The 20,719-nt window shown below is 71.8% G+C and carries 16 protein-coding genes; 9 read left to right on the forward strand and 7 right to left on the reverse strand.

Annotated elements, in window-relative coordinates; genetic code table 11:
- Nucleotides 1–21: 21 nt before the first annotated feature.
- Complete coding sequence (locus tag ACZ63F_RS10350) at nucleotides 22–3,015, forward strand: bifunctional [glutamine synthetase] adenylyltransferase/[glutamine synthetase]-adenylyl-L-tyrosine phosphorylase (protein WP_469710045.1); 2,994 nt, start codon at nucleotides 22–24, stop codon at nucleotides 3,013–3,015.
- On the opposite strand, the gene ACZ63F_RS10355 is transcribed toward ACZ63F_RS10350, so the two are convergent.
- From ACZ63F_RS10355 to ACZ63F_RS10365, 3 genes are all read right to left on the reverse strand, one after another.
- A complete protein-coding gene (locus ACZ63F_RS10355; RefSeq protein WP_469710046.1) occupies nucleotides 3,003–4,136 on the reverse strand; it encodes a sensor histidine kinase in 1,134 nt (377 codons plus the stop codon). The two genes, ACZ63F_RS10350 and ACZ63F_RS10355, sit on opposite strands and share 13 nt — an antisense overlap.
- A gap of 59 nt (nucleotides 4,137–4,195) precedes the next feature.
- The gene (locus tag ACZ63F_RS10360) at nucleotides 4,196–4,867 is read right to left on the reverse strand and encodes a VanZ family protein (protein ID WP_469710047.1); all 672 of its coding nucleotides are present in this window, start codon (nucleotides 4,865–4,867) and stop codon (nucleotides 4,196–4,198) included.
- A gap of 65 nt (nucleotides 4,868–4,932) precedes the next feature.
- Nucleotides 4,933–5,544: a TetR/AcrR family transcriptional regulator gene (locus ACZ63F_RS10365; protein ID WP_469710048.1), complete on the reverse strand. Its 612-nt coding sequence runs from the start codon at nucleotides 5,542–5,544 to the stop codon at nucleotides 4,933–4,935.
- Nucleotides 5,545–5,724: 180 nt separating this feature from the next.
- Here ACZ63F_RS10365 and ACZ63F_RS10370 point away from each other — a divergent pair, with 180 nt between their 5' ends.
- Complete coding sequence (locus ACZ63F_RS10370) at nucleotides 5,725–7,176, forward strand: APC family permease (RefSeq protein ID WP_469710049.1); 1,452 nt, start codon at nucleotides 5,725–5,727, stop codon at nucleotides 7,174–7,176.
- Nucleotides 7,177–7,201: 25 nt separating this feature from the next.
- A complete protein-coding gene (locus tag ACZ63F_RS10375) occupies nucleotides 7,202–8,779 on the forward strand; it encodes an amidohydrolase (protein ID WP_469710050.1) in 1,578 nt (525 codons plus the stop codon).
- A 347-nt stretch (nucleotides 8,780–9,126) separates the two neighbouring features.
- Here ACZ63F_RS10375 and ACZ63F_RS10380 read toward each other — a convergent pair whose 3' ends face one another.
- Together ACZ63F_RS10380 and ACZ63F_RS10385 are read right to left on the reverse strand one after the other, a co-directional pair.
- The gene (locus ACZ63F_RS10380; RefSeq protein WP_469710051.1) at nucleotides 9,127–9,984 is read right to left on the reverse strand and encodes a phosphatase PAP2 family protein; all 858 of its coding nucleotides are present in this window, start codon (nucleotides 9,982–9,984) and stop codon (nucleotides 9,127–9,129) included.
- 82 nt (nucleotides 9,985–10,066) lie between these two features.
- Nucleotides 10,067–11,089, reverse strand: coding sequence for a LacI family DNA-binding transcriptional regulator (locus ACZ63F_RS10385; RefSeq protein ID WP_469710052.1), 1,023 nt, complete (start codon nucleotides 11,087–11,089; stop codon nucleotides 10,067–10,069).
- A gap of 383 nt (nucleotides 11,090–11,472) precedes the next feature.
- Here ACZ63F_RS10385 and ACZ63F_RS10390 point away from each other — a divergent pair, with 383 nt between their 5' ends.
- The 5 genes from ACZ63F_RS10390 (at nucleotide 11,473) to ACZ63F_RS10410 (ending at nucleotide 18,198) form a co-directional block, all read left to right on the forward strand.
- The gene (locus ACZ63F_RS10390) at nucleotides 11,473–12,747 is read left to right on the forward strand and encodes an extracellular solute-binding protein (protein WP_469710053.1); all 1,275 of its coding nucleotides are present in this window, start codon (nucleotides 11,473–11,475) and stop codon (nucleotides 12,745–12,747) included.
- A gap of 100 nt (nucleotides 12,748–12,847) precedes the next feature.
- On the forward strand, nucleotides 12,848–13,852 hold the full coding sequence (locus ACZ63F_RS10395; RefSeq protein WP_469710054.1) for a carbohydrate ABC transporter permease: 1,005 nt from the start codon (nucleotides 12,848–12,850) through the stop codon (nucleotides 13,850–13,852).
- Nucleotides 13,853–13,865: 13 nt separating this feature from the next.
- Nucleotides 13,866–14,774 carry a sugar ABC transporter permease gene (locus ACZ63F_RS10400; protein ID WP_469710055.1) on the forward strand — a complete coding sequence of 303 codons (909 nt, stop codon included), beginning with the start codon at nucleotides 13,866–13,868 and terminating at the stop codon, nucleotides 14,772–14,774.
- Between the two features lie 207 nt (nucleotides 14,775–14,981).
- On the forward strand, nucleotides 14,982–16,643 hold the full coding sequence (locus ACZ63F_RS10405; protein WP_469710056.1) for a glycoside hydrolase family 13 protein: 1,662 nt from the start codon (nucleotides 14,982–14,984) through the stop codon (nucleotides 16,641–16,643).
- Nucleotides 16,644–16,824: 181 nt separating this feature from the next.
- On the forward strand, nucleotides 16,825–18,198 hold the full coding sequence (locus ACZ63F_RS10410; RefSeq protein ID WP_469710057.1) for an alpha-amylase: 1,374 nt from the start codon (nucleotides 16,825–16,827) through the stop codon (nucleotides 18,196–18,198).
- Here ACZ63F_RS10410 and ACZ63F_RS10415 read toward each other — a convergent pair.
- A complete protein-coding gene (locus tag ACZ63F_RS10415; RefSeq protein ID WP_469710058.1) occupies nucleotides 18,174–19,040 on the reverse strand; it encodes a helix-turn-helix transcriptional regulator in 867 nt (288 codons plus the stop codon). The two genes, ACZ63F_RS10410 and ACZ63F_RS10415, sit on opposite strands and share 25 nt — an antisense overlap.
- A gap of 86 nt (nucleotides 19,041–19,126) precedes the next feature.
- Here ACZ63F_RS10415 and ACZ63F_RS10420 point away from each other — a divergent pair, with 86 nt between their 5' ends.
- Complete coding sequence (locus ACZ63F_RS10420; protein ID WP_469710059.1) at nucleotides 19,127–19,930, forward strand: SDR family NAD(P)-dependent oxidoreductase; 804 nt, start codon at nucleotides 19,127–19,129, stop codon at nucleotides 19,928–19,930.
- A 28-nt stretch (nucleotides 19,931–19,958) separates the two neighbouring features.
- Here ACZ63F_RS10420 and ACZ63F_RS10425 read toward each other — a convergent pair whose 3' ends face one another.
- On the reverse strand, nucleotides 19,959–20,549 hold the full coding sequence (locus tag ACZ63F_RS10425; RefSeq protein ID WP_469710060.1) for a DUF4232 domain-containing protein: 591 nt from the start codon (nucleotides 20,547–20,549) through the stop codon (nucleotides 19,959–19,961).
- Between the last annotated feature and the right edge of the window lie 170 nt (nucleotides 20,550–20,719).

Here is a 20,719-nt window from a genome sequence, read left to right on the forward strand (position 1 = left end):
GATCCCAAGGGGAGGCCGCACATGACGCCGGGGCGCAGGAGCAGTACCTTCACGCGGCTGCTGCGGCACGGCTTCACCGATGCCTCGGCCGCCGAGCGGCTGCTGGACAGCGCCGAGCTGGCCGCCGTACGCGACGACCCGGTGCTCCTCGAGGCCCTCGGCGCCACCGCCGACCCCGACCTCGCCCTGCACGGCCTGGTACGGCTCCTGGAGGCCCAGCCAGGCCCCACCGCCCGCCGGGAGCTGCTCGACACCCTGATAGCGGCCAAGCCGCTGCGGGACCGCCTGCTCGGCGTCCTCGGGGCCTCCGCCGCCCTCGCCGACCATCTCGCCCGGCACCCGCGCGACTGGGAGGTCCTGGTCACCTACGAGCCCCGCGACCTGCACCCGGGCGTCGCCGAGTTCGAACGCGGGCTCGCCGAGGCCGCCGACCCGGTCGCCCTGCGGGTCGCCTACCGGCGCTGCTTGCTGTCCATCGCCGCCCGGGACGTGTGCGGCACGACCGACGTCGCCCAGACCGCCGCCGAGCTCGCCGACCTCGCCACCGCCACCCTGCGCGCCGCCCTGGCCCTCGCCGAGGCCGCCGCGCCCGAGGACGCCGCCGTCTGCCGGCTCGCGGTGATCGCCATGGGCAAGTGCGGCGGCCACGAGCTGAACTACGTCTCCGACGTCGACGTCATCTTCGTCGGCGAGGCGGCCGAAGGCGCCGACGAGGCCAAGGCGCTGCGCTCCGCCACCAGGCTCGCCTCGCACATGATGCGGATCTGCTCCGAGACCACCGTGGAGGGGTCGATCTGGCCCGTCGACGCCAACCTCCGCCCCGAGGGCCGCAACGGCCCCCTCGTGCGCACCCTCAGCAGCCACCTCGCCTACTACCAGCGCTGGGCCAAGACCTGGGAGTTCCAGGCCCTGCTCAAGGCCCGCCCGGTCGCCGGCGACCCCGACCTCGGGCAGGAGTACGTCGCCGCGCTCGAACCGATGGTCTGGAAGGCCGCCGAGCGCGACAACTTCGTCGCCGACGTGCAGAAGATGCGGCGCAGGGTCGTCGAGAACATCCCCGCCGCCGAGGTCGACCGCGAGCTGAAGCTCGGCCCCGGCGGCCTCAGGGACGTCGAGTTCGCCGTGCAGCTCCTCCAGCTGGTGCACGGCCGCACCGACGCCGGCCTGCGCTCCGGCACCACCCTCGACGCCCTCCAGGCCCTCGCCGCCGGCGGCTACGTGGGCCGCGCCGACGCCGTCCAGCTCGACGACGCCTACCGCTTCCTGCGTTCCCTGGAGCACCGCATCCAGCTCTACCGGCTGCGCCGCACCCACCTGGTCCCCGAGGACGAGGCCGACCTGCGCCGCCTCGGCCGTTCGCTCGGCCTGCGCACCGAGCCGGTGACCGAGCTGATCCGCGAGTGGAAGCAGCACACCGGCGTCGTACGGCGCCTGCACGAGAAGCTCTTCTACCGTCCGCTGCTCGACGCCGTCGCCCAACTCGCGCCCGGCGAGACCCGGCTGAGCGCGGAAGCCGCCCGGGAACGCCTCGAGGCGCTCGGCTACGCCGACCCCGCCGCCGCCCTGCGCCACCTGGAGGCCCTCGCCTCCGGTGTCACCCGCAAGTCCGCCATCCAGCGCACCCTGCTGCCCGTCCTGCTCGGCTGGTTCGCCGACTCCGCCGACCCGGACGCGGGCCTGCTGAACTTCCGCAAGGTCTCCGACGCCCTTGGCAAGACCCCCTGGTACCTGCGGCTGCTCAGGGACGAGGGCGCCGCCGCCGAGAACCTCGCCCGCGTGCTGTCCGCCGGCCGGCTCGCCCCCGACCTGCTGATGCGCGCCCCGGAGGCGGTGGCCCTGCTGGGCGACGGCGACGGGGGCGGCCTGGAGCCACGCGGCCGCGCCCAGCTGGAGCAGGAGATACTCGCCGCCGTCGGCCGCGCCGACAACGCCGAGGACGGCGTACGGGCGGCCCGCGGCGTGCGCCGCCGCGAGCTGTTCCGGACGGCCGCCGCCGACATCGTGGACTCCTACGGCACCGACACCAAGCCCGTCGAGGCCGACCAGGGCGCCCTCGTCGACCGGGTCGGCGGCGCGGTCTCCGACCTGACGGCGGCGACGCTGGCGGGGACCCTGCGCGCGGTGGTCAGGGACGGCTGGGGGGACACCCTGCCGACCCGGTTCGTCATGATCGGCATGGGCCGGTTCGGCGGCCACGAGCTGGGCTACGGCTCCGACGCCGACGTCCTGTTCGTGCACGAGCCGCGGGAGGGCGTGGCCGAGCGCGAGGCCGCCGACGCGGCGGGCAAGGTCGTCGCCGAGATGCGCCGGCTGCTCCAGATCCCCAGCGCCGACCCGCCGTTGCTCGTCGACGCGGACCTGCGCCCCGAGGGCAAGTCCGGGCCGCTGGTGCGCACCCTCAAGTCCTACGAGGCGTACTACCGCCGCTGGTCGCTGGTGTGGGAGTCGCAGGCCCTGCTGCGCGCCGAACCGGTCGCCGGGGACGAGGACCTGGGACGCAGGTTCATCGAGCTGGTCGACCCGCTGCGGTACCCGGCGGAGGGGCTCGGCGAGGACGCGGTGCGCGAGATCCGGCGGCTGAAGGCCCGGATGGAGTCCGAGCGGCTGCCGCGCGGCGCCGACCCGAAGCTGCACACCAAGCTCGGGCCCGGCGGCCTCTCCGACGTCGAGTGGACCGTGCAGCTGCTCCAGCTGCGGCACGGGTGGGCCGAGCCGGGGCTGCGCACCACGCGGACCCGGGTGGCGCTGGCCGCGGCGCAGGCGGCGGGGCTGCTGGGGGCCGAGGAGGCCGCGATACTCGACGAGGCCTGGGTTCTGGCGACACGGGTGCGCAACGCCGTGATGCTGGTGCGCGGGCGGGCCGGCGACACCTTCCCCACCGAGAGCCGCGAACTCGCGGCCGTGGGGCGGTACCTGGGGTACGGGGACGGTCACGCCGGGGACATGCTCGACGCGTACCGGCGTACCACGCGCAGGGCGCGGGCCGTCGTGGAGGAGCTCTTCTACGGCGCCTGACGGGGCTCGGCGGCCGCTGCGCCGGAGCCGGGCAGCCGGACGGTGACGAGGAGGCCGCCGGCCGGACGCGGCGCCAGGTCGAGGGTGCCGTCGTGCGCCCGGACGACGCTGTGCGCGATGGCCAGCCCGAGGCCGACACCGGCGTGCTCGTCGGTGCGGACGCGTTCCGTGCCGCGCTGGAAGGGTTCGGTGAGGGTCGGCACCAGGTCCGGCGGCAGCGGACGGCCCGTGTTCTCGACCCGCAGCACGCTCGTGCCGTGCCGCCGTTCGGTGTGCACCGTCACGGTGCCGCCGGCGGGGAGGTTGTGGACGACGGCGTTCTGGACGAGGTTCGTCACCATCCGCAGGAGGAGTGCCGCCGAGCCGGCCGTGTGGGCCGGCTCGCCGGTGACGTCGAGCGCGATCCCGCGCTTCTCGGCGAGGGGGAGCAGCGCCTCGGAGGCCTCCTCGGCGACGAGGGAGAGGTCGACGGGCTCGCGGCCGAAGCCCCCGCCGTCGGCGCGGCTGAGCAGCAGGAGGGCCTCGGTGAGGTCGATCGCCCGCGTGTTGACGGCACGCAGGCGTTCGACGAGTTCGTCCCGGTCCCGCGCGGGATCGGCGCGGGCGGCGTCGAGGAGCGCGCGGGAGACGGCCAGCGGGGTGCGCAGCTCGTGGGAGGCGTTCGCGGCGAACCGCCGCTGTTCGCCGACGTGGGACTCCAGTCGTTCGAGCATGGTGTCGAACACGTCGGCGAGTTCCCGGAACTCGTCCCTGGGGCCCGTCATGCGGATCCGGTGGGAGAGCGATCCGCCCGACGCCATCCGGGCCGCGGCCGCGATCCGGGTGAGGGGCGCCAGCATCCGGCCCGCGAGGATCCAGCCGCCGAGCAGGCCGAAGAGGAGCAGGAAGGCCAGTGCGGTGGCCGCGGCGGGCGCGAAGCCGTTCAGGAGGTCGGAGCGCTTGGGCCCGACGATGATCACGGCGCCGAACCTCTTCTGGATCGACCTGGCGTCGTCGTCCGGCACCCAGCGCAGCACGAACACCCACATCACGGCCAGCAGGAGAAGGCCGGCGACGAAGAGGAAGCCGGCGTAGCTGAGGGTGAGCTTCAGCCGGGCGCTGAGATTCGGGCGTCTGTTCACGGTGTACCCAGCGTAGGCAGGACGGGCTGTGGGACGAGGTCCGGGCGGCGGCGGGAGGCTCAGCCCGGCGTCAGCGCGCGGCTCGGCCGGTCCGACGGCGCCGGCGCCGCCGTACGCCACCAGGGGCGCGACGCCAGCCCGGCCAGCAGGGCGCCGACGGCGTTGACCAGGACGTCGTCCACGGAGGACACCCGGTCCAGACGGAAGACGTACTGCGCGGTCTCCACCAGCACCGAACAGCCCGCGCCGAGCGCCAGGACCCGTGGCGCGGAGGCCAGCGCCGTGAACCGCATCGGGGCGAAGAACCCCAGCGAGGCGAAGACCAGCAGGTTGCCGACGATCCCGAGCGTTCCCATGGTGACCAGGTCCCGCAGCGGTACGAGGCTCACCCGGGCCGGGGCGGTGGCCGGCCCGCCCGGCATCATGGTCAGCCACACGAACGGCACCGTGCCGTGCACCATGCCCACCTCGGCCAGCGACGTCCGCCACGCCGCCCCGTCACCGGCGGCACGGCGGCGGTGCGCCAGCGCCCATGCCACCAGCGCGGCGAGCGGCAGCGTGACCAGCGTCATGAGCACCACGCCGTTGAACGTGTCGAGGCAGCCGTGCCACTGCCCGGCCATGCACCTCGGGGCGGACATCAGGAGCGGCCGCCGCAGGACGAACGCGGCGCCCGCCACGCCGGCGACCGCCAGGCCGAGGAAGGTCGTGTTTCGGTTCACGCCGTCCATGGGACCCGGAGGTCCGTTGCGGCGGCGTATGCGCTTTCCGATACGCCCGCGATACACGCGGTCTGCTAGGGCGTCTGCCCGAGCAGGGTCCGGGCGTGGTTCATGAGACCCGTCAGGCCCACCTCGAACGCGCGGTCCGCCCTGCCGTCCCCCACCGCCGCCAGGGCCTGGGCCAGGTGCGGGGTCGGGGCCCGGTCGGTCAGCTCCCACATCGTCTCCGGGGCCGCGAGGTCCAGCGCGGAGCCGAGGACCAGGTTCTCCAGGGCGATCAGCAGGGGCATCACGTCCGCCGCGGCGAAGCCCGCCGTCAGCAGCACCGTGACCGCGCGCTCGTACTGCTCCAGGACCCGGGGCGCCCGCACCGGCGAGGTCATCAGGAGCGGGATCGCCCGCGGGTGGGCGGCGAACGCGGCGCGGTAGGAGCGGGCCCAGGACTCCACCGCGGTGTCCCAGGGGGACAGGTCGAGGGTCGCGGGGTCGATCGCGGCCGCGACCCGTTCGCGCAGCAGCTCGACGATGCCGTCCCGGCCGTCCACATGGTGATACAGCGAACCGGCCTGGGTGCCGAGCCGCTTCGCGATCTGCGGGACGCTGAAGTCGCCCTGCTCGTCCACGAGTTGCAGCGCGGTCGTGGTGATCCGCTCCCGGTCGAGGAGCGGGGTGCGCGGCCGTCCCATGGGTCTGTTCTCCCCCGGAGGTGTGAAACGGGTCTTCCCGGATGTCCAGGAGGAGGCTACATTGCCAAAACCGAAAGGCTTTAGATTTACGGGTCCGGGGCAGCTCCTGCCCTGGTAGCGCCGGTCATCCCGCACGCCCGGAACCCCTCCCGTCCGTCGCGCTCGAAGGGCTCCCTCCCCATGTCCGTCACCGCTCGCGAGGAGAGCACGCCACCCGCCGTGGCCACGCTCCGCTCCGGCTCGCTCGGCACCGCCGACATCGCCTTCTTCGTCATCTCCGCCGCCGCCCCGCTCACCGTGATGGCCGGCGTCGCCCCCCTCGCCGTCCTGCTCGGCGGCATCGGCGCCCCCGCCGGCTACCTCATCGCCGGCATCACCCTCGCCGTCTTCGCCGTCGGCTTCACCACCATGAGCCGGCACGTCAAAAGCGGCGGCGCCTTCTACGCGTACATCACCCGCGGCCTCGGCCGCCCCGTCGGCATCGGTGCGGCCCTGCTCGCCCTCGTCGGCTACAACGGCATGGAGATCGGCGTCTACGGCCTGCTCGGCAGCGCAGGGCGGGACACCGCGAAGGCCCTCTTCGGCGTCGACGTCCCCTGGCTGCCGATCGCCCTGGCCGGCCTCCTCCTCATCGGCTACGGCGGCTACCGCTCCATCGAGTTCGGCGCCAAGGTGCTCGGCGTGCTGCTGGTCGCCGAGACCGGCATCCTCGTGCTGCTCGCCGGCGGGGTACTGGTGAAGGGCGGCGCGCACGGCCTGTCCGGCGCCTCCTTCGCCCCGCACCACGTGTTCGTCTCCGGTACGGCCGTCGTCCTGGCCTTCGCCTTCGCCGCCTTCACCGGCTTCGAGTCGACCGTCATCTACCGCCGTGAGGCCCGCGACCCCGACCGCACGGTCCCGCGCGCCACCTACGTGGCCGTCGCGTTCCTCGGCCTCTTCTACGCCTTCATGGTCTGGATCATCATCCAGGCCTTCGGCGACCAGGACGTCATCGCGGCCGCCGCCAAGGACCCCGGCGGGCTCTTCTTCACCGCCATCACCGGCTACGTGGGCGGCTGGGCGGCCGACCTGATGCACGTCTTCATCGTGACCAGCATCATCGCCTCCCTCCTCGCCTTCCACAACGCGATCAACCGCTACGCCCTCGCCCTCGCCGAGGAGGGCGTACTGCCCAGGTCGTGGGGCAGGATCCACCCGCGCCACCGCTCCCCGTACCTGGCCGGCATCGCCCAGACCGTCCTCGGCTTCCTGGTCGTGCTCGCCTTCTGGGCGGCGGGCGCGGACCCGTACGACCAGCTGCTGCTGTGGGTCAACACCCCCGGAATGATCGGCCTGTTCGCGCTCCAGCTGCTCGCCGCGATCGCGGTGCCCTGCTACTTCCGGCGGGTACGGCACGAGGAGGGCACCCTGCGCACCGTGGTCGCCCCGACCGTCGCCGCGGTGCTCCTCGCCACCGCCATAGGGCTCGTCATCACCCACATCGACCTGTTCACCGGGGCGTCCAGCACGGTCAACACCCTGCTGATCGTCATCGCCCCGGCCGTCTTCGTCGCGGGCCTCGGCCTCGCCTGGTGGCTGCGCCGCGAACGGCCCGCGGTGTACGCGGACTTCGCGACCGAGCCGACCGAATAACCGTACGGAAGAAGGAGTTCACCGCGTGTCGACCGCCCACCCCGACCTCATCCTGACCGGTGCAGAGGTCCGCACCCTCGACCCCGCCCGGCCGCACGCCACCGCCGTCGCCGTGCGCGACGGGGTGATCGCCGCCGTCGGCGACGAGCGGGACGTACGCGACTGGCGGGGGCCCGGCACCGAGGTCGTGGCGCTGGACGGCGCGCACCTGGTGCCCGGCCTGGTGGACGCGCACAGTCACCCGGTGTGGGGCCTGGACATGGCGATCGGTGCCGACCTGTCGGGCGTGAGCGACCTGGCGGGCCTGCGGGCGGCGCTGGCCGGGGCCGAACGGACCGACGGCTGGGTGATCGGGTTCGGCCTCGACCACAACGCGTTCGAGGGCCGGCCCGTCGACCGCGCGCTCGTCGAGGACGTACTCGGCGGCGCGCCCGCCTTCCTCCGCCTCTACGACGGCCACTCCGCCCTCGCCTCCGGCGCGGCACTGGCCGCGGCGGGGGTCACGGGAGCGCGGGCCTTCGCCCAGCGGTCGCAGGTCGTCTGCGACCCCTCCGGCCGCCCCACCGGCCACCTCGTGGAGCACGCGGCGATGCAGCTGGTCGAGCGGGCGATGCCCCGCCCCTCGTACGCCGCCCGCCGGGCTCGCCTGGTCGAACTGCTCGCCGCGATGGCGGCCACCGGGCTGACCGGGGCGCACGTCATGGACGCGGGGGACCCGGAGCTGGTCGCGGCGGTGGCCGAGGAGACCGTGCTGCCCCTGCGGCTGCGCTTCGCGCCCTGGTGCATGCCGGGGGTCGACGAGGCAGGGCTGGCGGAACTGGCCGCGGCCCAGGGCCGGGGCGGCCGGCACTGGACGGTCGACGGGGTCAAGTTCTTCATGGACGGGACCGTGGAGGGCGGCACCGCCTGGCTGGAGCACGCGGACTGCCACGGGCAGGGCACGGCGGCGTTCTGGCCCGACCCGGACGCCTACGCCGCCGCCGTACGGCACCTGCACGCGGCCGGGGTGCGCACGGCCACGCACGCGATCGGGGACGCGGCGGTACGGCACGTCCTGGACGTGGTGGCGGGGCTGGGGCCGGGCGCGGCCGGCCGGCACCGCGTCGAGCACATCGAGACGGCGCCGGACCCGCTGCTGCCGCGGTTCGCCGAGCTGGGGGTGGCCGCGTCGATGCAGCCGCCGCACACGGCGTACACCCGGGCCGACGGCACCGACGAGTGGTCGCGCCGCCTCGGCACCGACCGCGCCGCACACGCCTGGCGCCTGCGTGACCTCCGCGACGCGGGCGCGACGGTCGCCCTCGGCTCCGACTGGCCCATCGCCCACTACGACGTCCGCCACGTCCTCGCCACGGCCCGCGCACCGCGTGGCGCGGCATCCGGGACCCCGGGCCTGACCGGCCTGGAGGCCCTGGAAGGCTGCACGACCCACGCGGCGCGAGCGGCGGGCGAGGCGGCGACGGCAGGCCGCATCACGGTGGGCCACCGTGCCGACCTGACGGCGTTCGCCCTGGACCCGGTGGCGGTCCCGGCGGACGAGCTCGCCGAGGCACCCGTACGACTGACGGTGACCGGTGGGCACGTCGTGCACCGGGGAGAGTGAGCCGTCGGCGGCTGAGGACGTCTCGGCACCGCCGGGTCCCGCCGTCGTGGCTGAGCACCGTCGCGGCGGGGGAAGGGGGCCGACAGATGATCTCGGCCGACAGCTGTCGGGGGCCGCCGCCGTTCTCGAACCGGCACTTCTGAGCCAGACCCACTGGTGCTGCGTCTGCTGTCGCTGACCTCGGACCGGCGCGGTTCTGGTGGGGGCTGCTGGTGCTGCGTTCGCTGTTGCTTGCGCCGACGGCTTTCTTTGTTCCGCCGCAGCGGCGCTCAGCCACCGCCGTGGAGGTCGGCGGTGCCGAACCGGCCGTGGGTCCCGGACCGAAGCCGGCGTCGGCCGCAACAGGCCTAGCCGCCCGGAGTGTGTTGCAGCAAGGGAGCCCCCGTCGGCTGCCGGGGCAGCGCGTAGGGAACGGCGCCGTACCACAGGCGTACCACCGTGAAGCCGAAGGTGAGGCAGAGGGCGCCGCCCACCGCGTCGAGCCAGAAGTGGTTGGCGGTGGCGACGATGACGAGGAGGGTGGCGGTGGGGTAGAGGAGGCCGAGCAGGCGGGCCCAGGGGACCGAGGCGAGGGCGAAGACCGTCAGGCCGCACCACAGGGACCAGCCGATGTGCATGGACGGCATCGCGGCGTACTGGTTGGACATGTGCTTGAGGTCGCCGGAGGCCATCGAGCCCCAGGTGTGGTGGACCGTCACCGTGTCGACGAAGCGGCCGCCGTTCATCAGACGGGGCGGGGCGAGCGGGAACAGGTAGTAACCGAGAAGGGCCACGCCGGTCGTCGCGAAGAGGGCGAGGCGGGCCGCCGCGTACCGGCCGGGGTGGCTGCGGTAGAGCCACACCAGGACGCCCAGCGTCACCACGAAGTGCAGCGTCGCATAGTAGTAGTTCATGCCGACGATCAGCCAATCCACCGAGTTAACGGCGTGGTTGACCGAATCCTCGACGGCGATCCCCAGCCGCTGTTCGGCGTTCCAGATCCAGTCGGCGTTGCGCAGCGCCTGCGCCTTCTGCTCCGGGACCGCGTTGCGGATCAGCGAGTAGGTCCAGTAACTCACCGCGATCAGCAGGATCTCGAACCAGAGCCGGGGCCGCCGCGGTGTCCGCAGCCGACCCAGGAACCCCTGTTCTCCCTCGCCCGTGACGGTCCGCGGAAGGGTCTGTGGTGCGCGACCTTCCGGCTCTGTCACGGTCGAGTCACTCATAGGCACAGAGTCTGCCAGAAAAGACGTTGTCGACAGATCATCCCAAGGTTGGGTTCACGGTGCATGTTCTACGGCACGGCGACTACTTCCCAGGTACTGCCGCCGTGGAACCGCGTACCACCAATTCCGGCATGAAAACGAACTCGCTGTGCGGGGCCGGCGTACCGCCGATCTCCTCCAGCAGGGTGCGCACCGCGGCCTGGCCCATCGCCGGGACCGGCTTGCGGATCGTGGTGAGCGGCGGGTCGGTGAACGCGATGAGGGGGGAGTCGTCGAAGCCGACGACGGACACGTCCCGGGGGACGTCGAGGCCGCGCTGCCGTACCGCCCGTATCGCGCCGAGCGCCATCATGTCGCTCGCGCACACTATCGCCGTGCAGCCCCGGTCGATGAGCGCCGTGGTGGCCGCCTGGCCGCCCTCCAGGGTGTAGAGGGAGTGCTGGACGAGCTCGGACTCGATCACGTCCGCCGGCAGGCCCAGCTGGTCCTGCATCGCCCGCACGAACCCCTCGATCTTGCGCTGCACGGGCACGAACCGCTTCGGGCCGAGAGCGAGCCCGACACGGGTGTGGCCGAGGGAGACGAGGTGGGTGACGGCCAGCGTCATCGCCGCGCGGTCGTCGGGGGAGATGAACGGCGCCTGCACCTTCGGCGAGAAACCGTCCACCAGGACGTACGGCACGCCCTGCGCCCGCAGCCGCTCGTAGCGCTGCATGTCGGCGGTGGTGTCCGCGTGGAGACCCGAGACGTAGATGATGCCGGCGACCCCGCGGTCCACCAGCATCTCGGTCAGCTCGTCCTCCGTGGACCCGCCCGGGGTCTGGGTGGCAAGCACGGGGGTGTAGCCCTGCCGGGTCAGCGCCTGCCCGATGACCTGCGCGAGGGCCGGGAATATCGGGTTCTCCAGCTCGGGCGTGATCAGGCCCACCAGGCCCTCGCTGCGCTGCCGCAGCCGTACCGGACGCTCGTAGCCGAGGACGTCCAGGGCGGCGAGCACGGACTGGCGGGTGGTGGCTGCGACGCCCGGCTTCCCGTTCAGGACCCGGCTCACCGTCGCCTCGCTCACCCCCGCCTGCGCTGCGATGTCGGCAAGCCGTGTGGTCACGGCACTGGACTGTACCGGCCGTATGTCCCCTTGCACACCGATCGGGCGCCTGATGCGGCCTGGGGGGCGGCCCGCTGTGGGCTGCTGCGTCATCGCACTCCCTACTGAAACATGACGGCAAGAGCTTGCAGAGTCTTGCACAAGTGGCCGCCGTAGCGCTCTACCGCCGTAAACAAGCGTCTCACCACGGTCGCCGAGAGGTCACGCCCGGATAACTTCGGAGATCTCTTGCACTTTTTTGCTGCAAGGTCTTTCGCAAGGCTTACATCGCTGTTACGTTCCCTGACGCCCGGCCGCCGCAGCAACGGCGCAGTCGGCACGACAGCGGGACGGCGGACGGGACCGCCCCCGCATCACTCGGGCTTAACCCTCAAGGAGAACTCATGCGGCGTGGCATAGCGGCCTCCGCGCTGGTGGCGTCCCTCGCCCTCACGGCGACGGCGTGCGGCGGGAGCGACAGCGACAGCAAGTCGGACGGCCCGGTCACCATCACCTGGTGGGACACCTCCAACGCCACCAACGAGTCGCCGACGTACAAGGCCTTGGTCAAGGAGTTCGAAGCCGCGAACAAGGACATCAAGGTCAACTACGTCGACGTCCAGTTCGACCAGGCGCAGAACAAGTTCGACACGGCCGCCCAGTCCGGCAAGGGCGCCCCCGACGTGCTGCGCTCCGAGGTCGGCTGGACCCCCGCCTTCGCCAAGGCCGGCTACTTCGTGCCGCTGGACGGCACCGCCGCCCTCGCCGACAAGGACAAGTTCCAGTCCAGCCTGATCACCCAGGCCCAGTACGAGGGCAAGACCTACGGCGTCCCGCTGGTCACCGACACCCTCGCCCTCGTATACAACAAGGCGCTCTTCAAGAAGGCCGGCATCACCGCGGCCCCCACCTCCTGGGACGAGGTCAGGGCCGACGCCGCCAAGATCCAGGACAAGGCCAAGACCACCGGCTACTGGGGCCCCGAGGCCGCGTACTACACGCAGCCCTTCCTCTACGGCGAGGGCACCGACATGGTCGACGCCTCCGCCAAGAAGATCACCATCACCTCGGCGGCGGCCAAGAAGGGCTACCAGACCTGGCTGGACCTCTACTCCGGCAAGGGCCTGCACAAGGCGGACGTCACCGCGGACGCCTACGCCCACCGCCAGGACGCCTTCGTCAACGGCAAGGTGGCCATGACCATCGAGGGCCCCTGGGAGATCACCAACTTCTACAAGGGCTCCGCGTTCAGCGACAAGTCCAACCTCGGCATCGCCACCGTCCCGGCCGGTTCCACCGGCAAGGCGGGCGCCCCGACCGGCGGCCACAACCTCTCGGTCTACGCCGGCTCGGACAAGGCCCACCAGGCCGCCGCCGAGAAGTTCGTCGCCTTCATGACCTCCGCGAAGACGCAGACGGAGATCGCCCTGAAGAACTCGACCCTGCCCACCCGCTCCGACGCCTACACCGCCGAGGTCAAGGCCGACCCGGGCATCGCCGGCTACCAGGCCGTCCTCTCCTCCGCCCAGCCGCGCCCGGCGCTCGCCGAGTACTCCTCCCTGTGGGGCCCGGTCGGCACCGAGCTGACCAAGATCGCCGGCGGCAAGGAATCCCTGGACAAGGGCCTGAGCACCGCCGAACTCGGGATCGAGAAGCTCGTCCCCGACTTCAGCAAGTAAGCCGCTGACGGCCGCCGGACCTCCCCCGGAACACGGAGGGGGTCCGGCGGCCACCGGCCTGTGCCCAGCCAGATCCCGGAAGACCAGAAGGTGTCGAACCATGACAGTCGCCATCGACCGCGCGACCGGCAAACGCCACGGTGACCGCGCGCCCCGCCCCGGGCTGGGCCAGCGGCTGAAGAACAGCTACCAGAAGTACTGGTACGCCTACGCGATGATCGCCCCCGTCGCCGTCGTCCTCGGGGCGCTCGTCGTCTACCCGTTGGTGTACGGCTTCTACCTGACGTTGACGGACGCCAACAGCCTCAACACCGCCCGCACCATCGGCGTCAACCACATCGACGCCACCTACAAGTTCATCGGCCTGGACAACTACAAGGACATCCTGTTCGGCCCGACGTCCTACGACCGCTTCTGGTCCCATTTCATCTGGACGATCGTCTGGACCGCGCTCTGCGTCACCCTGCACTACACGATCGGCCTCGGCCTGGCCCTGCTGCTCAACGAGAAGTTCCGCGGCCGCACCTTCTACCGCATGGTCCTGGTCCTGCCGTGGGCGGTGCCGACCTTCGTCACCGTCTTCGGCTGGCGGTTCATGCTCGCCGACGGCGGTATCGTCAACGCGGCCCTGCACTTCCTCCATCTGCCGCAACCGGCATGGCTGGAGGACACGTTCTGGCAGCGGGCCGCCGCGATCCTCGTCAACACCTGGTGCGGTGTGCCGTTCATGATGCTCTCGCTGCTCGGTGGCCTCCAGGCCATCGACGGCACGCTCTACGAGGCCGCCGAGATGGACGGCGCGAGCGCCTGGCAGCGCTTCCGGTACGTCACCCTGCCGGGCCTCAGGTCCGTCAGCTCCACCGTCGTCCTCCTCGGCATCATCTGGACGTTCAACCAGTTCGCGGTCATCTTCCTGCTCTTCGGCGACACCGCCCCCGACGCGCAGATCCTCGTGACCTGGGCCTACTACCTCGGCTTCGGACAGCAGCCGCGTGACTTCGCCCAGTCCGCCGCCTACGGCATGCTGCTGCTGGCCATCCTGATCGTCTTCACCTCCTTCTACCGCCGCTGGCTCAACCGCAACGACCAGCAGCTCGCGATCTGAGGCAGGAGTTCCCATGAGTACGACCACTGTCCAGACCTCCGCCCAGGTCGCCGAGGAGGCCCCCGTGACGACCACCCCCCGAGTCCGTGGCAGGGGCGAGCGCGGCCCGCTCGGCAGCGCCGTCATCCACGGCGTCCTGGGGATCGCGAGCCTCGTCGCGTTCTTCCCGGTCGGCTGGCTGATCTTCCTCTCCCTCGGCCCCGACAAGGACGACTACCTGCACCCGAGCGGCATCTGGCACAAGATGACGCTCGACAACTACTCGTTCGTCCTGCAGCACACCGGGTTCTGGGACTGGTTCAGGACGACGATGATCGTCGTCGGCGGTACCACGGTCATCGGCCTGATCCTCGCCTCCACCACCGGCTACGCGGTCTCCCGCATGCGCTTCCCGGGCTACCGGAAGTTCATGTGGCTGCTGCTGGTGACACAGATGTTCCCGATCGCCGTGCTGATCGTGCCGATGTACCAGATCATGTCGCGGCTCGGCCTCATCGACAGCTACCTCGGCCTGATCCTCGTCTACTGCACGACGGTGGTGCCGTACACGGCCTGGCTGCTCAAGGGCTACTTCGACACGATCCCCTTCGAGATCGACGAGGCCGGCCGCGTCGACGGGCTCTCGCCGTTCGGCACCTTCGGCCGGCTGATCCTGCCGCTCGCCAAGCCCGGCCTCGCGGTCGCCGCGTTCTACAACTTCCTCACCGCGTTCGGCGAGGTCGCGTTCGCGTCGACGTTCATGCTCAGCGACGACAAGTACACCTTCGCGGTGGGACTGCAGAGCTTCATCAGCGAGCACGACGCGCAGCGCAACCTGATGACCGCGACGGCGGTGCTGATCGCGATACCGGTGGCGGTGTTCTTCTACCTCGTGCAGAAGAACCTGGTGACCGGCCTCACCGCGGGCGGCACCAAGGGGTAGCACGCCGGTTCACTGGCGCCCCGCAAGGGGCGCGGGACTGAATCGACGTGCGGCTCCGCCGCGTGGGCGCGACCAGCCCCGACGGCGCCGCGCCCGAAACCCGAGGCGGCCGCGATGTCCATCCGACCCCGCTGACACCGCGGCCGTCTCGTCATCACTGTGCTACGCACACCTGATCACATGACCCCCTTACGTACCAAGGACGCCATGAGCCAGCAGCACTCCGCCATCGCCCCGGCACCGAACCCCGCCAAAGCCAAGCGCAGCGACTGGTGGCGGGACGCGGTGATCTACCAGGTCTATCCGCGCAGCTTCGCCGACAGCAACGGCGACGGGATGGGGGACCTGGAGGGCGTGCGCTCCAGACTCCCGTACCTGCGCGACCTCGGTGTCGACGCCGTGTGGCTCAGCCCGTTCTACGCCTCCCCGCAGGCCGACGCCGGCTACGACGTCGCCGACTACCGGGCCGTGGACCCCATGTTCGGCAACCTGCTGGACGCGGACGCGCTCATCCGGGACGCGCACGCGCTGGGCCTCAGGATCATCGTCGACCTCGTGCCCAACCACTCCTCGGACCAGCACGAGTGGTTCAAGCGGGCGCTGGCGGAGGGCCCCGGCTCGCCGTCGCGGGACCGCTACCACTTCCGGCCGGGCAAGGGTGAGAACGGCGAACTCCCGCCCAACGACTGGGAGTCCATCTTCGGCGGCCCGGCGTGGACGCGGGTGGCCGACGGCGAGTGGTACCTCCACCTCTTCGCCCCGGAGCAGCCCGACTTCAACTGGGAACACCCGGCCGTCGGCGACGAGTTCCGCTCCATCCTGCGGTTCTGGCTGGACATGGGCGTGGACGGCTTCCGCATCGACGTCGCCCACGGCCTGGTGAAGGCGGAGGGGCTGCCGGACCTCGGCGGCGCCGACCAGCTCAAGCTGCTGGGCAACGATGTCATGCCGTTCTTCGACCAGGACGGCGTGCACGAGATCTACCGGCAGTGGCGGCACGTGCTCGACGAGTACGCCGGCGAGCAAATCTTCGTCGCCGAGGCCTGGACGCCGACCGTGGAGCGCACCGCGAACTACGTCCGCCCGGACGAGCTCCACCAGGCCTTCAACTTCCAGTACCTGAGCACCGACTGGGACGCGAAGGAGCTGCGGGCCGTCATCGACCGCACCCTGGAAGCCATGCGTCCGGTCGGCGCCCCGGCCACCTGGGTGCTCTCCAACCACGACGTCACCCGGCACGCGACCCGCTTCGCCAACCCGCCCGGCCTCGGCACCCAGATCCGCACGGCCGGCGACCGGGAACTGGGTCTGCGCCGGGCCCGGGCGGCCACCCTCCTGATGCTCGCGCTGCCCGGCTCGGCCTACGTCTACCAGGGCGAGGAGCTGGGCCTCCCGGACGTCGTGGACCTGCCCGACGAGGTCCGCCAGGACCCCGCGTACTTCCGGGGCGCGGGCCAGGACGGCTTCCGGGACGGGTGCCGGGTACCGATCCCCTGGACGCGGGAGGGCTCGTCGTACGGCTTCGGGTCCGGGGGCAGCTGGCTGCCGCAGCCCGCGAGCTGGGGCGAGCTGAGCATCGAGGCGCAGACCGGGGTGGCCGGGTCCACCCTGGAGCTGTACCGCGGCGCGCTGCGCGTCCGGCGTGAGCAGGCCGACCTCGGCGCGGGCGACGCGGTGGAGTGGCTGCGCGCCCCGGAAGGCGTCCTCGCCTTCCGGCGCGGGGAGTTCGTGTGCGTCGCGAACACGAGCGGGGAGTCGGTGACGACTCCGGCCTACGGCAGGGTGCTGCTGGCCAGTGGCGAACTGACCGAGGCGGACGGCGAGGCGAAGCTGCCGGCCGACACCACCGTGTGGTGGACCACCGCCTGATCACGGCCCATCAGCGTCTGACCGTCGTCTGAAAGCTGCCTGACGGGGCGTCAATCGGTAACTTCTTGCAGCAACTTCTGAGGGCCCGCTACCCATCCGGGGAGCGGGCCCTTAACATCTGCGCAACCGCAAGGTTTCAGCAACGTTTCTGCAAGAGCCTTCAATGGTGAAGGAACCCCACATGGCACGTAAGACACTCTCCGCCGCACTGGCGCTGGCCGCCTGTAGCGTTGTCATGACCCCGTCCGTCGCGTCGGCCTCCCCGCCCGGCACGAAGGACGTCACCGCCGTCCTCTTCGAGTGGAACTACGGCTCGGTCGCCAAGGAGTGCACCACCACCCTCGGCCCCGCGGGCTACGGATACGTCCAGGTCTCCCCGCCCGCCGAGCACATACAGGGCTCGCAGTGGTGGACGTCGTACCAACCGGTGTCGTACAAGATCGCGGGCAGACTCGGTGACCGCGCCTCCTTCCAGAACATGGTGAACACCTGCCACGCGGCCGGTGTGAAGGTGGTCGTCGACACCGTCATCAACCACATGTCCGCGGGCAGCGGCACCGGCACCGGCGGCTCGTCGTACACGAAGTACGACTACCCCGGCCTGTACTCCTCGTACGACTTCGACGACTGCACCTCGCCCGTCTCCGACTACGCCGACCGCTGGAACGTCCAGCACTGCGAGCTCGTCGGCCTCGCCGACCTGGACACCGGCGAGGAGTACGTCCGCAAGACCATCGCCGGCTACATGAACGACCTGCTGAGTCTGGGGGTCGACGGCTTCCGGATCGACGCGGCCAAGCACATTCCGGCCGAGGACCTCGCCAACATCAAGACCCGGCTGACCAACCCCTCCGTGTACTGGAAGCAGGAGGTCATCTACGGCGCGGGCGAGGCCGTCCAGCCCACCGAGTACACCGGCAACGGCGACGTCCAGGAGTTCCGGTACGCCTACGACCTCAAGCGCGTCTTCAACGACGAGAACCTCGCCTACCTGAAGAACTACGGGGAGGGCTGGGGGTACATGAGCAGCTCGGTCGCCGGGGTCTTCGTCGACAACCACGACACCGAGCGCAACGGCTCCACGCTGAACTACAAGGACGGCGCCAACTACACCCTCGCCAACGTCTTCATGCTCGCCTACCCGTACGGAGCCCCGGACATCAACTCCGGCTACGAGTGGTCGGACGCCGACGCGGGCCCGCCCAACAACGGTGTCGTCAACGCCTGCTGGCAGGACGGCTGGAAGTGCCAGCACGCCTGGCCGGAGATCATCCGCATGGTCGCCTTCCGCAACGCGGTGCGCGGCCAGGCGGTGACGAACTGGTGGGACGACGGCGCCGACGCGATCGCCTTCGGGCGGGGCGCCAAGGGGTACGTCGCCATCAACCACGAGTCGGGCTCGCTGACCCGGACCTACCAGACGTCGCTGCCGGCCGGGACGTACTGCAACGTACAGGCGAACACGTCGGTGACGGTCAACTCGAGCGGTCAGTTCACCGCCACCCTCGCCGCCAACACCGCCCTCGCGATCTACGCCGGGAAGTCCACCTGCTGAGGATCCATCCGCTGGGTGCCGATCACCGACAGCAGCCGCAGCGCCTCCTCGGACCGTGAGCCCGGGGTCGCGGTGTAGATCACGACCTGCTGGTCCCGGTCGGTGATGTCGAGCGCGTCGCAGTTGACGGTGACAGGGCCCACCACCGGGTGCCGGAAGGTCTTGACCAGGGTGGGCGCGGCGGACACGTCGTGCAGCTCCCACAGCCGCCTGAACTCCTCGCTCCCGGCGAGGAGTTCGGCCACCAGGCCGGTCACCTCGGGTGCGTCCGGATACCGGCCGGCCGTGGCCCGCAGGCGCCGCGCCGAGTGCCGGGCGAAGGCGTCCACGTCCGACACCCCGTACAGCCTGCTGCCCGCGGGGCGCGGGGTGAGGAAGGCGCGGCGCATCAGGTTGCGGTCGCGCGGGGGCAGCGCCGAGAAGTCCTCCATGAGGGCGGCCGCCAGATCGTTCCAGGCCAGCACCTCGAAGGTCGCCGACGTCACGAACGCGGCGGCCTGCGGAAGCCTGCGCAGCAGGTCGAGCAGGCTCTGCCGGACCTCGCGCGAGGGCCCGGGGGGCGGCCCCGGCGGCGCCCCGGCGAGATGGTGCAGATGCCCGCGCTCGGCGTCGGACAGCCGCAGCGCCCGCGCCAGCCCGCCCAGCACCTCACGCGAGGGCCGCGGCCCCCGCGCCTGCTCGAGACGCGTGTAGTACTCCGTCGAGATGAACGCCAGCTGCGCCACCTCCTCGCGCCGCAGCCCCGGCGTCCGGCGGCGCGGACCGCGCGGCAGCCCCACCTCGGCGGGGGAGATCCGCTCACGTCGGCTGCGCAGGAAAGCTGCGAGTTCTTGCCTGTCCACGCGTCCAGTGTGCGTCGGCCGCCCGGCCCCATCCAGGTACCGCCGGTGCCTGGATGGGCCCCGCGCCCGGACGCAGGCTCGAAGCCATGGAGAACACAGCGAACACAGTGAACACGGCGGACACGGCCGGCCCCGGCCTTCTGAACGGCAAGGTCGCCTTCATCAGCGGTGCCGGGCGCGGCATCGGCGCCGCCGCCGCCCGGCTCTTCGCCCGCGAGGGCGCCCGGGTCATGCTGGCGGCCCGCACGGAGGCCCAGCTCAAGACGGTCACCGAGGAGATCCGCGCGGCCGGCGGCACCGCTGACCACGTGGTCTGCGACCTGGCCGACGCGGCGAGCGTCCGCGCCGCCGTCGACCGCACGGTGGAGGTCTACGGCCGCCTCGACCTCGCTTTCAACAACGGCGCGATCGCCCAGCCGCCCGGCCCCCTGGACGAGCTTCCCGAGGCCGACTTCGACCAGGTCACCGCCGTGAACCTCAAGGGTGTCTGGCTCGCCATGACCGCCGAGGTCGCCGCCATCCGGGCCACCGCCGGCACCGGCGCCATCGTCAACAACTCCTCCGTCGGCAGCCTGCGCGCCAACCCCGTCCTGCCCGTCTACGGTGCCCTGAAGCGCGCCGTCAACAGCCTCACCCAGTCGGCGGCCGTCACGTACGGCCCCGAGGGCATCCGGGTCAACGCCATCGCCCCCGGCGGCACGCTCACCGAGATGGTCCGCGCCTGGGACGAGGCCACCCCCGGCGTCATCGACCACATGAAGTCGGTGACGCCCCTGCGCCGCACGGCCGCCCCCGAGGAGGTGGCCGAGGCCGCCGCCTGGCTCCTGAGCGACCGTGCCTCCTATGTCTCGGGCGCGATCCTCCAGGTGGACGGCGGGGCCGGAGCGTAGGCGCAGCCGCCGTCCGGGGCGCGCCAGGTCAGGGAGTGACGTCGATGTGCCTGGCCAGCGCGGTGACGGAAAGGTCGCCGTGGTCGACCCACTGGCGGAACGCCAGCGTCTTGTGCTGGGTCGAGGCTGGCGGGGTGATCTCCAGGTAGGAGGCGTGCACCGCGCCCGAGGTGCCGGTGTTCGCGTGGGTCCAGGCGACGACGGCCTCGGCGCTCTGGCCGTCCTTGAGGACCAGGGTCTTCTTGCCCGGGTCCTTGGCGTACCAGGTGTTGCCCCAGTGCGTGTGGGTCGTGATCGCCTTGTGCGCGGAGTTCTCCAGGCCCAGGCCCGGGTAGCCGCGCAGAGCACAGGTCTTCCCGCTGAGGTTGCGCAGCCTGATGACCACGCCCTGGTGGTTCATCCCGCCGGCGAGCTGCTGCCCGAAGGTGGCCTTGAGCGCGGCGGCGGAACAGGTCGGCGTGGCCGTGACGGCGCTCGGGCCCGCGGCCTCGGCGGTACCGGCCCAGGCGAGCCCCAGGCCGGCGACGGCCGCCGCGGCGAGCACCGTACGGCCGACCCTGCGGCCGGTGCGGTGCCGGATGGTGGTGGACAGATCGGTGGTCTTCCGGTGTGCGTTCACGGTGACAGTGCTCCACTCGCGCTCTGCGGCGGGGGGGGGGGGGGGGGGGGGGGGGGGGGGGGGGGGGGGGGGGGGAAAGGGGGGGGGGGGGGGAGGGGGGGGGGGGGGGGCGGAGGAGAAGATGTGGAGCATTTTGGCTGATGGTGTGCCGGCGGTGGCCAAGAGGGCCC

This window comes from Streptomyces sp. NPDC104761, assembly GCF_055583445.1.

Excerpts from the sequence above, each read along its gene's own strand:
- ACZ63F_RS10350 (WP_469710045.1), top strand. The coding sequence starts at position 22 with ATGACGCCGGGGCGCAGGAGCAGTACCTTCACGCGGCTGCTGCGGCAC.
- ACZ63F_RS10360 (WP_469710047.1), bottom strand. The coding sequence starts at position 4,867 with ATGGACGGCGTGAACCGAAACACGACCTTCCTCGGCCTGGCGGTCGCC.
- ACZ63F_RS10365 (WP_469710048.1), bottom strand. The coding sequence starts at position 5,544 with ATGGGACGGCCGCGCACCCCGCTCCTCGACCGGGAGCGGATCACCACG.
- ACZ63F_RS10370 (WP_469710049.1), top strand. The coding sequence starts at position 5,725 with ATGTCCGTCACCGCTCGCGAGGAGAGCACGCCACCCGCCGTGGCCACG.
- ACZ63F_RS10380 (WP_469710051.1), bottom strand. The coding sequence starts at position 9,984 with ATGAGTGACTCGACCGTGACAGAGCCGGAAGGTCGCGCACCACAGACC.
- ACZ63F_RS10390 (WP_469710053.1), top strand. The coding sequence starts at position 11,473 with ATGCGGCGTGGCATAGCGGCCTCCGCGCTGGTGGCGTCCCTCGCCCTC.
- ACZ63F_RS10395 (WP_469710054.1), top strand. The coding sequence starts at position 12,848 with ATGACAGTCGCCATCGACCGCGCGACCGGCAAACGCCACGGTGACCGC.
- ACZ63F_RS10400 (WP_469710055.1), top strand. The coding sequence starts at position 13,866 with ATGAGTACGACCACTGTCCAGACCTCCGCCCAGGTCGCCGAGGAGGCC.
- ACZ63F_RS10405 (WP_469710056.1), top strand. The coding sequence starts at position 14,982 with ATGAGCCAGCAGCACTCCGCCATCGCCCCGGCACCGAACCCCGCCAAA.
- ACZ63F_RS10410 (WP_469710057.1), top strand. The coding sequence starts at position 16,825 with ATGGCACGTAAGACACTCTCCGCCGCACTGGCGCTGGCCGCCTGTAGC.
- ACZ63F_RS10420 (WP_469710059.1), top strand. The coding sequence starts at position 19,127 with ATGGAGAACACAGCGAACACAGTGAACACGGCGGACACGGCCGGCCCC.